The sequence below is a fragment of the Novosphingobium rosa NBRC 15208 genome (assembly GCF_001598555.1).
Taxonomy (GTDB): Bacteria; Pseudomonadota; Alphaproteobacteria; order Sphingomonadales; family Sphingomonadaceae; genus Novosphingobium; species Novosphingobium rosa.
Genome location: NZ_BCZE01000037.1, coordinates 72,197 through 82,751 on the forward strand (window position 1 = coordinate 72,197; position 10,555 = coordinate 82,751).

Genomic DNA, 10,555 nt, shown 5'->3' on the forward strand with positions numbered 1-10,555 from the left:
CCCCAGGGGAGGGGACTTTTCCATGTTTTATCGTACCGCCATGCTGGGCGGCGCCTCGGCGCTCGCCCTGACGATCTCTGCCAGCGCCTTGGCGCAGACCACCCCTGCTGAACCGGCGCCGACCGGGCAACAGGCCCCGGCGCCTGAAACCGCGCCCGCGTCCACCGGTGGCGACGAGGGTATCGTCGTCACCGGCAGCCGCATTCCCGCCAATGGTTTCAGCGCGCCGACGCCGGTGACGGTCTCGTCTGCCGCGCAGCTTTCCGCCGCATCACCCACCACCATCGGCGACGCCTTGCGCCAGTTGCCGGCGCTCAGCGCCTCGGCGGGGCCGCGCGGGGCGCAGACCTCCAGCGGGCAGGGCGGGGCCTATCTCAACCTGCGCAATCTGGGCTCGACCCGCACGCTGACGCTGTTCGACGGCAAGCGCTTCATTCCCAATGATGGCAGCGGCCAGGTCGATACCAACCTCTTCCCGCAGGCTTTGGTCGAGCGGGTGGAAGTCGTCACCGGCGGCGCCTCGGCGGCCTATGGTTCGGATGCGGTTGCGGGCGTGGTGAACTTCATCATCAACAAGAAGTTCACGGGGCTGACGGGCGGCGTGCAGGGCGGCGTCACCACCTATGGCGACAATCCCGAGCGCAAGGCTGATCTTTCCTATGGCACGAAGTTCGCCGGAGGCCGTGGCCACTTCATCGTCAGCGGCGAATATTTCCACAATGACGGCGTGGACGATCGCGTCAACCGCCCCTATTCGGCGGCCAGCTGCCAGCCGATCTCGCTGCCTTCCGGCTCGGCCACGGCGCGCGATTTCGCCTGCAATGTGCGCGTTTCCAATGCGGCTTTCGGCGGCCTGATCACCGGCCCCACGGCGCTGCGCGGGACCACCTTCGACGCCAATGGCAATCCCGTGCCCTTCACCTATGGCTCGCAGGTCACGGGTTCGACGATGGTGGGCGGTTCGGGGGTCAATCCCCAATTCGCGCCGCTGGTCGCCAAGCTGGACAAGAAGATCCTCTACACCCGCGCCAGCTTCGATGTGAATGACAATCTGACCGTCTTTGCCGAGGGCAATTATGGCGATGTCTTTAACGAATATCAGGTCGGCTCCTACAGCAATCAGATCGGCAGCACCGCGCTGACCTTGCGCAATGACAATGCCTATATGCCCGCAGCCCTGCGCGCGCAGATGGCGACGGCGGGTGTTTCCACCGTGACGATGGGCCGTTACGACCTCGATCTGCCGCGCACCGATGTGAATGTGCGTCAGCGCACCCTGCGCGGCGTGTTCGGGGCCGAGGGCAGCGTCTTCTCGGGCCTCAAGTGGAACGTCTATGGCGAGATTTCGCGGAACAAGCGCAATCTCGATCTGAAGAACGACCTTATTCAGGCCAATTACGTCAATGCAGCCGATGCGGTGGTCAGCCCCTCGACCGGCCAGATCGTGTGCCGTTCCAGCCTGACCAACCCCGGCAACGGCTGCGTGCCGGTGAATGTCTTCGGCACCAATCAGGTGTCGAATGCGGCGCTGAACTATGTGACGGGCACCAACTCCTCGGTGCAGGTCTTCCACGAATATGTCGCCTCGGCCTCGGTGGCAGGCAAGCCTGTCAAGCTGTGGGCGGGCGATCTGGGCTTTGCGGCGGGCGTGGAATACCGCAAGCAGGACTTCAACCAGACGGTCGATGCGCTGTCCGAAGCCTTCAACCCCATCACCAATGCCGATGGCGCCTATCGCGTCGGCAATGCCAAGGCGCAGCGCGGCGCGGTCAATGTGAAGGAGGCTTTCCTCGAACTGGAGGTGCCGCTGCTGCGCGATGTGACGCTGTTCAAGTCGCTGGATTTCAACGGCGCGGTGCGCCGCACCGATTACAGCACCAGCGGTGCGGTCACCGCCTGGAAGGCTGGCCTCAGCTGGCAGATCGTCAGCGATCTGCGCCTGCGCGGCACACGCTCGCGCGACATCCGCGCGCCCAGCCTGTATGAACTCTATCAGCGCGGCACCAGCGCCTACAATGGCCAGCTGTTCGATCCGCTGACAGGCACCACCGCATCGAATGTGCGCACGCTGACGCTGGGTAACGCCAATCTGCGCCCCGAAATGGCCGATACCACCACTTTCGGCTTTATCTATTCGCCGTCGTTCCTGCGCGGGTTCAATGCCTCCGTCGATGTCTATGACATCAACATCAAGGGCGCGATCACCTCGCTTTCGGCGGCGCAGGAACTGCTGGATTGCTCCAACGGCAGCGCCGCCAGTTGTGCGCTGATCCAGCGCAATGCGGCAGGCACGCTGACGCAGGTGAACATCGTCACCCAGAATCTTGCCGCCTTCAAGACGCGCGGTCTGGATTTCGAGCTGGGCTATCGCGGCAATGCGCGCTGGCTGGCCAATGATGCCAAGCTTTCACTGCGCCTGCTGGGCAATTACATCGACCGCTATATGCAAATCACCCCGGGCGTGAAGCCGGTCGATCTGGCCGGGCAGATCGGTGTCGCCCCGCATTGGCGCATGACGCAGCAGACCAATCTGGACATCGGCAACTTCTCGCTGTTCGCCCAGGGCCGTTTCATCGGCGGCGGCTTCTATGACAAGACCACGGCGGCCACCGATCTGCCGCAGCGCTCCTTCCATGGCCAGCTGCTGGTCGATACGCGCCTGACCGCGCGCATTCCCGGCGCGGTGAAGTGGGAAACGTATCTCTCGATCACCAATCTGTTCAACCAGATGGTGAACCCCTACGTCGTGAATGTGCAGAACGATTTCGATACGATCGGTCGCACCTATCGCGTTGGCGTCCGTTTCACCTATTGATGATGCGATAAACGGGACGGGGAGTCGGGATATGAATGCACTTTTGATCCGGGGCGTGGCGGTGGGCGCGCTCGCCGGCCTGCTGTTCGGCTTTGATACGGCCGTGATCGCGGGCACCACGGAGGGTATTCGTGCCGCTTTCTCGCTCGATGCGGCGGGGCTGGGCATCACCGTGTCCAGCGCGCTGTGGGGCACGCTGGCCGGCGCGCTGCTGGCGGGCGTGCCGGGCGACCGTTATGGCGCCCGCACGTCACTGATTTTTATCGCCATGCTGTATCTGGCTTCGGCGGTGGGCTGCTTCCTCGCGTGGAATCTGGGATCGCTGATCCTGTTCCGCGTGCTGGCGGGGCTGGCGGTGGGTGCATCCTCGGTGCTGGCGCCGGTCTATATCGCGGAGATCGCGCCCACGGATAGGCGCGGCATGCTGGTGGGGGCCTTCCAGCTCAATGTGGTGCTGGGCATTCTGGTGGCCTATCTCAGCAATGCGGTGGTGACATCGCTGCAACTGGGCGCGCTGGACTGGCATGTGAAATTCGCCGTCACGGGCATTCCGGCGCTGGTGCTGCTGGCCATGATGTTCACCATCCCAGACAGCCCGCGCTGGCTGACCGCCAAGGGCCGCACCGGTGAGGCGCGCGACGTGCTTCAATCGCTGGGCAGTTCCGACCCCGATGCCGAAGTGGCCAGCTACGCCCGTGCAGAGGCGGCCACCGCCGCCCCGCGCCTGAGCTGGGCCCGCCATCGCCGCCCGATCCTGCTGGCCTTTGGCATTGCCTCCTTCAACCAGTTCTCGGGGATCAATGCGATCCTCTATTACCTCAACAACATCTTCGCCGCCGCCGGTTTCGACAGCGTGTCCGCCGACCGACAGGCCATTGTGATCGGCGCCTGCAACCTGATCTTCACCGCTCTGGCCCTGACCGTGATCGACCGCTTCGGGCGCAAGACGCTGCTGCTGGTGGGCGCGGTGGGCGTGACCATCGCGCTGGCGGGCGTGGCGGCGGTGTTCATGTCGAACACGCATCAGGAGCTGCTGCTGCCGCTGCTCATCATGTTCATCGCTTTCTTCGCCTTCAGCCAGGGCGCGGTGATCTGGGTCTATATCAGCGAGATCTTCCCCAGCGACGTGCGCGCCCGCGGCCAGAGCCTCGGCTCCTCGACCCACTGGTTTATGGATGCGGTGATCGCCACGGCCTTCCCTCTGGTGGCGCAGCATATGAAGGGCCTGCCTTTCATTTTCTTTGCGGCCTGCATGGCGGCGCAGTTCGTGGTGGTGCTGCTGTTCTTCCCCGAGACCAAGCAGCGCTCGCTCGAAGCTTTGGGAACCGGGCTGTGATCCGCTTGGCGGCGACCCTGTTGCTGGGCTTTTCCAGCGCGGCGGCCGCCGCCGCGCCCTCCAATCCCGATCCCTTTGCGGAGCATGCGCGCAACCCGCTGCTGCCGGGCTATTTCGCAGACCCGTCCATCGTTCACGATAAGGGCGAGTGGTTTATCTACGCCACCATCGACCCATGGGGAGAGGGCAAGCTGGGCCTGTGGCGCTCACGCAATTTCCGCGACTGGACCTTCGCCACGCCCAACTGGCCCACGAAAGCGGCGGCCACCAGCCCCACCTCGGGCAAATCCGGGGTCTGGGCGCCATCGGTGGTGCGGGGGCGTGACGGGCATTTCTGGATGTATGTCTCGGTCGGCAATGAGGTGTGGGTCGGCACCGCCGATCACCCTGCCGGGCCGTGGCGCGATGCCAATGGCGGCAAGCCGCTGATCCCGCGCAATTTCCGCCCCGGCTTCCACATGATCGATGCCGAGGCCTTTATCGACGATGACGGGCAGGCCTATCTCTACTGGGGATCGGGTCTGAACTGGGTCAACGGGCACTGCTTCGTGGTCAAGCTGAAGCCCGACATGGTGACATTCGACGGCGCGGTGCGCGACATCACGCCCGAGCATTATTTCGAAGGCCCCTTCATGCTCAAGCGGAACGGGCGCTATTTTCTGACCTCAAGCTGGGGCAACACCACCAAGGACAGCTATCAGCTGCGCTATGCGGTGGGCGACACCCCCTTCGGACCCTTCCACGAGCCGGAGGACAAGCCCCTGCTGGCCACTAATCCGGCGAGCCAGATCATCAGCCCCGGCCATCACGCCATCTTCCGTGAGGGCGGGCGGGATTTCATCCTCTACCACCGCCAGGCCCTGCCTTTCCCGCGCGAGGGCGACGAGGTGCTGCGCCAGGTCGCGGTGGACGCGCTGACCATTACTGGCGACCGCATACTTCCGGTGAAACCAACCCATGAGGGCGCCGATGTGCCCGGTACCGCCGCGCATCGTGCCGCTGGCCGCCCGGTTCGGCTGACCGCCTCCTCCGCGCGCGACCCGCTTCATCAGGCGGCCAAGGCGGCGGATGACAATTATGCCACGGGCTGGCAGGCCGCACCCGGCACTCGCTCATGGCTGCAAGCAGACCTCGGGGCATCGCGCCGCATCGGCGCCAGCCAATTACGCCCGGCCCGCCCGAGCCAGCCTCTGCGTTTCACCATCCAGCTTTCCGATGATGCGCAACATTGGCGCAGCATCGGCGGCGCCATCACCGCCAGCGGTTCGCCTATCGCTTTGCCCGCCATGGCCAAGACCCGCTTTGTGCGCCTGACCTTCGACAACACCCCCAGCATTCTGGAATGGACTTTCCCATGAAGCGCCGCGCCCTGTCCGCCCTGCCTTTCCTGCTGTGCGGCACCGCTGCCTTGCCTTTGACCGCGACGGCCGGATCGCCCGATCTGCCCTTGCCGATCCAGCCGCAGATCGATGCGGCGCGCCCGGATTGGGAGAACCCGGCGGTCTTCGCCATCGGCAAGCTGCCCGCCCGCGCCACCGCTTTCCCTTATGGAAGCGCGCAGCAGGCGCTGGATGGCAAAATGGCCGCTTCGGCGCGCTATCGGTCGCTGGACGGCTTGTGGAAATTCGCCTTCTCGCCCTCGGCGGACGCCACGCCTCAGGGCTTTTTCAAAAGCGACTTCGATGTCTCCGGCTGGAAGGAGATCAAGGTGCCCGCCGACTGGCAGGCCGAGGGCTATGACCAGCCGCGCTACAACAACATCACCTATCCTTTCCCGGCCAACCGCCCGCTGATTCCGCATGCCACCAATCCGGTCGGCTCCTACCGCCGCGATTTCACCGTGCCCGGCGACTGGAAGAACAGCGATGTGGTGCTGCATATCGGCGCGGCGGGATCGGCCTATTACGTCTGGGTCAATGGCCAGAAGGTGGGCTACAGCGAGGACAGCAAGCTCCCCTCCGAATTCGCCATCTCGCGCTATCTGCGCCCCGGCAAGAACAGCGTCTCGATCCAGGTCTACCGCTGGTCCGATGGCAGCTATATCGAGGATCAGGACTTCTGGCGCGTTTCGGGCATCGAGCGTTCGGTCTATCTGATCGCCCAGCCGCGCGCGCGGATTGCCGACTTCTTCGTCAAGGCAGGCCTTGCCAACGATTATCGCGACGGCACGCTGGACATCGCCTTCCAGACCACCGCCCCCGCCAAGGGCATGGCCCTCCGCGCCACCGTCAAGGATGGCGATGCGGTGCTGCTCACCCGCTCCACCCCGGTGCAGGGAAGCCAGCAGACCATCACCGCCAGCCTGCCCGCCATCCGCGGCTGGAGCGCCGAAACCCCCAATCTCTACACGCTGCTGCTCGAACTGGTCGATGCGAAGGGGCAGGTGGTGCAGGCCAGCGCCCAGCGCATCGGCTTCCGCACCGTGGCGATCGCGAACGGGCTGGTCACCGTCAACGGCAAGCCGATCACCATTCGCGGCGTCAACCGGCACGAGCATGACCCGGAGACCTTTCACGTCATCTCCGAAGCCTCGATGCGCCGCGATCTGGAGTTGATGAAGCTGAGCAACATCAACGCCCTGCGCACCTCGCATTACCCCAATGATGAGCGCCTTTACGCGCTGGCCGACGAACTTGGCCTTTATGTGATGGACGAGGCCAACATCGAGAGCCACGGCTATCTCTCCACCGCCAACAAGCATCCCGACAAGCAGGAAGCCTATCTGCTGGGCTACGATCCGGCATGGGAGGCGGCGCATGTCTCGCGAGTCACCAACATGGTCGCGCGGGACAAGAACCATCCCTCGATCATCTTCTGGTCGCTGGGCAATGAAACCGGCATCGGCCCGAATTTCGAGAAGGCCGCCGCCGCCGCCCGCGCCATGGACCCGACGCGGCTGATCTCCTTCCTCGGCCATTCGGGGACTCAGGATCACCGCCCCAACGCCTATGCCGATATCTATGCGCCGATGTATCACTCCATCGCGCAGATGCTGGATTACGCGCGGCATACCGAGTTCAAGCAGCCGCTGATCCAATGCGAATATGCCCATATGCAGGGCAATTCGGGCGGCGGCTTCAAGGATGACTGGGACGCGATCTATGCCCATCCCGACCGTCTGCAGGGCGGCTTTATCTGGGATTGGGTCGAACAATCCATGTATCGCTATACGAAAGACGGTCGCCGCTATTGGGGCGATGGCGGGCAATATGGTCCCAACCCCGGCGGCGATGTGGAGTTCGGCGACGGTTTGCTGCAATCGGACCGCACGCCCAATCCGCAGCTCTTCGAGGTGGCCAAGGTCTATGCGCCGGTGCAGTTTGCCGCGCAGGATGCGGCGGCGGGGCGTTTCACCGTCACCAACCGCAATGATTTCCGCGACCTTTCGGCCTATCGTTTCGACTGGGAGATCACGCAGGATGGCGTCGGCATCGCCCATGGCGCGGTCCCCACGTTGAAGACCCCGGCACGCGGCGCCGAAACCTTCGCGCTGACCCTGCCCGCCATCCCCCGCAAGCCGGGCGCGGAGTATATGATCACCATCCGCGCCTTCGATGCCGCGTCTCACCCGGCCTATGAGCCCGCCGACCATGTGGTGGGCTGGGATCAGTTCGCCTATGGCCAGACCATCCCGACCCTCCCGCTGCCCCCCAAAGGGGCGGTCGTGGCGAAGGGCCTGACGCTCTCGGCAGCGGGCGCAACCCTCTCCATCGACCGCAACACCGGCCTGATCGCCAGCTATACGGTCAAGGGCGCGGCGGTGCTGAGCGGCGGCGCGCCCAACTTCTTCCGCATGCCCACCGACAATGATCTGGGCACCGGCACCGCCAAGGCTGCCGCGCCATGGGAAGCCATGTCGCAAAGCCGCAAGGTGGAAGCCGCCGAACAGAAGGGCCAGAGCATCACCATCCGCTACGGTCTTGGCGAGGGCGCGGCGCGGTTCGAAACGCGCTACACGATGATGGGCGACGGCAGCGTGGCGGTGGAGGGGCACTTTATGCCGCTGAAATCCGGCCTGCCCGATCCGATGCGCATCGGTCTGTCTTTTGCCATGCCCAGCCGCTTCCAGACGGTGCAATGGTATGGCCGCGGCCCGCAGGAAAGCTATGCCGACCGCAAGAGCGGCGCGATGGTGGGCCTGTGGAGCGGCGCCATCGCCGACCAGCATCACGATTTCATCCGCCCTCAGGATACGGGCACCAAGAGCGATGTGCGCTGGATGGCGCTCTCGGGCGGAGGCCCCGGCCTGCGTGTCGGCGGGCCCACGCCGCTGACGATGAACGTGCTGGCCTTCCCTTACGAAGACCTGCGCCGCCGCCCGATCGGCGAGGCCAGAAGCAGCGATATCGTGCCCCGCGATCATGTGACCCTGCTGGTGGATGCCGTGCAGATGGGTCTGGGGGGCGACACCACCTGGGACTCGCACGGCCAGCCCTTGGCGCCCTATCGCGTCAAGCCGGACGAGCGCCGCTTCAGCTTCACCCTGTATCCGGAGGGCGTCACGCCATGAACGGCTTTCGCGCGGGCGTGGAACTGGGGGGCACCAAGACCATCGCCGTGATCGGACGCGGGCAAGAGATCGTCGAACGCATCACCTTTCCCACCACCACGCCCGAAGCCACGCTGGGCGCCGTGGCCGGTCAGCTTGCCGCATGGCATGCAACCTTTCGCCCCGAGGCGCTGGGCATAGCCAGCTTTGGCCCCATTGCGCTGAATGCCCGCCACGGCGCGCATGGTCATATGCTGCCCACGCCCAAGGCCGGCTGGTCGGGCGCGGATGTGCTGGGCATCCTGAGCGCCGCCATGCCGGTGCCGGTCGCGCTGCACACCGATGTCACCGCCGCCGCTCTGGCCGAGCAGCGCTGGGGCGCGGCGCGGGGTTTGAGCGATATCGCCTACATCACCATCGGCACCGGCATCGGCATGGGGGTGATCGCCGGGGGCCAGCCCGTGACGGGCCGCATGCATCCCGAGGCGGGGCATCTGCGCGTGCGCCGCCTGCCGGGGGACAGGTTCGCCGGGGTTTGCTCTTTCCATGGCGATTGCCTCGAAGGTCTGGCATCGGGCCCCGCCATCGCGGCGCGCGCGGGCATGACGGCGGATCTGCTGCCCGAGGATCATCCGGCGTGGCTGCCGGTGACCGATGCGCTGGCCGAGGGCATCGCGACCCTGATGCTGACCCTCTCCTGCGAGCGGATCGTGATCGGCGGTGGCGTGGGGCTGGGGCGCCCGCATCTGCTGCCGCTGGTGCGCGGCAGGATCGCGGGAAAACTGGGCGGCTATCTGCCTTCGCTGGGCGAGGCGGAGATCGCCGCGCTGGTCGTGCCCGCCGCGCTTGGGGGGGATGCCGGGCCGCTGGGCACGCTGGCGCTGGCCGACACCGCGCTGCCTGCCCGCGTTTTGGCATGCGCGGAGGCTGAACGACAGGCGGTACGATAAGGGCGGCCCGTTTCACGGAACTGACATGCTGCGCGCCTACCGGAACGCGACTCTTCTGTTCGCGAGGAACCGTGTCCGTCATCCGTCCCATCGACCGCTGGTTTATCGAGGAGGTTCTCCCCTGTGAGGGCCGCCTGCTGGCCGCGGCCCAGCGCTTGTGCCGCGATCCCGAGGATGCGCGCGATCTGGTGCAGGACGTGCTGGCCCGCATGCTGACCATTGAGGGGTGGAGCGCCATCGCTGCGCCGCAGGCCTATATGCTGCGGATCATGCGCAATATGGCGATCGAGCGGATGCGCCGCGCCCGCATCGTCGATTTCCGCCAGCTGAGCGAGGTCGATCAGATCGATCTGGCCGACGATGCCCCGGATCAGCAGCGCATCGCCGAGGATCGCGAGGCGCTGGCCCATTTCCAGCATGCCTTGGGCGCGCTGCCCGAGCGCTGCCGCGAGGTTTTCGTGCGCCGCCGTCTGGAAGATCAGCCCCCGCGCGCCATTGCCGAGGCGCTGGACGTCAGCCTCTCCACGCTGGAAAAGCGTCTGGCGCGCGCGATCCATCTGCTGACCTGCGCCATGGCCCCATGGAGGCAGCAGCACCATGGCGAACCACCCTTGCAGGATGCGCCCGGGCGCGATAGCGCGGCGGGCGGTTAGCGCGATCCGCGCGCATCGCCGGAAATCTTGCTCCGGGCGGGAGAGGATTTGGCGGTTTGCGGCGCCTCAATCGTCCATGCTCTGGGCAAGCCATGAAAGAGAGATCCGTTGACGCGGAAAAATGACGATTTTTCAGAGCTGATGCCAGAGTCGATGGGGGATCCGGTCGCCGCTCAGGCCGCGCTCTGGCTGGCGCGCCATCAGCTTGGCACGCTGGACGACAAGGCCTTCCAGCACTGGCGGCGCGCCGATCCGCGCCATGCTCTGGCCTTTGCCCGCGCACTGGCGGCGTGGGATGCGGCGGGCCGCCTG

At 65.6% G+C, this 10,555-nt stretch carries 7 protein-coding genes; all 7 read left to right on the forward strand.

Annotation, left to right across the window (positions count from 1 at the left end):
• Nucleotides 1-22 precede the first annotated feature (22 nt).
• Nucleotides 23-2,815 carry a TonB-dependent receptor plug domain-containing protein gene (locus SR3_RS15105; protein ID WP_068087662.1) on the forward strand — a complete coding sequence of 931 codons (2,793 nt, stop codon included), beginning with the start codon at nt 23-25 and terminating at the stop codon, nt 2,813-2,815.
• A complete protein-coding gene (locus tag SR3_RS15110) occupies nt 2,751-4,151 on the forward strand; it encodes a sugar porter family MFS transporter (protein WP_084455594.1) in 1,401 nt (466 codons plus the stop codon). The genes SR3_RS15105 and SR3_RS15110 overlap by 65 nt, the downstream gene beginning before the upstream one ends.
• Complete coding sequence (locus SR3_RS15115) at nt 4,148-5,509, forward strand: family 43 glycosylhydrolase (RefSeq protein ID WP_157098874.1); 1,362 nt, start codon at nt 4,148-4,150, stop codon at nt 5,507-5,509. Before SR3_RS15110 ends, SR3_RS15115 begins: the two co-directional genes overlap by 4 nt.
• Entirely contained in the window at nt 5,506-8,661 is a 3,156-nt protein-coding gene (locus SR3_RS15120; RefSeq protein WP_068087668.1) for a glycoside hydrolase family 2 TIM barrel-domain containing protein, read from the forward strand. Before SR3_RS15115 ends, SR3_RS15120 begins: the two co-directional genes overlap by 4 nt.
• Nucleotides 8,658-9,590, forward strand: coding sequence for an ROK family protein (locus SR3_RS15125; RefSeq protein WP_068087671.1), 933 nt, complete (start codon nt 8,658-8,660; stop codon nt 9,588-9,590). The genes SR3_RS15120 and SR3_RS15125 overlap by 4 nt, the downstream gene beginning before the upstream one ends.
• Before the next feature lie 71 nt (nt 9,591-9,661).
• Nucleotides 9,662-10,243: an RNA polymerase sigma factor gene (locus SR3_RS15130; protein ID WP_068087675.1), complete on the forward strand. Its 582-nt coding sequence runs from the start codon at nt 9,662-9,664 to the stop codon at nt 10,241-10,243.
• A 108-nt stretch (nt 10,244-10,351) separates the two neighbouring features.
• A partial coding sequence (locus SR3_RS15135) for a FecR/PupR family sigma factor regulator (protein WP_245653937.1) occupies nt 10,352-10,555 on the forward strand: 204 nt, incomplete at its 3' end.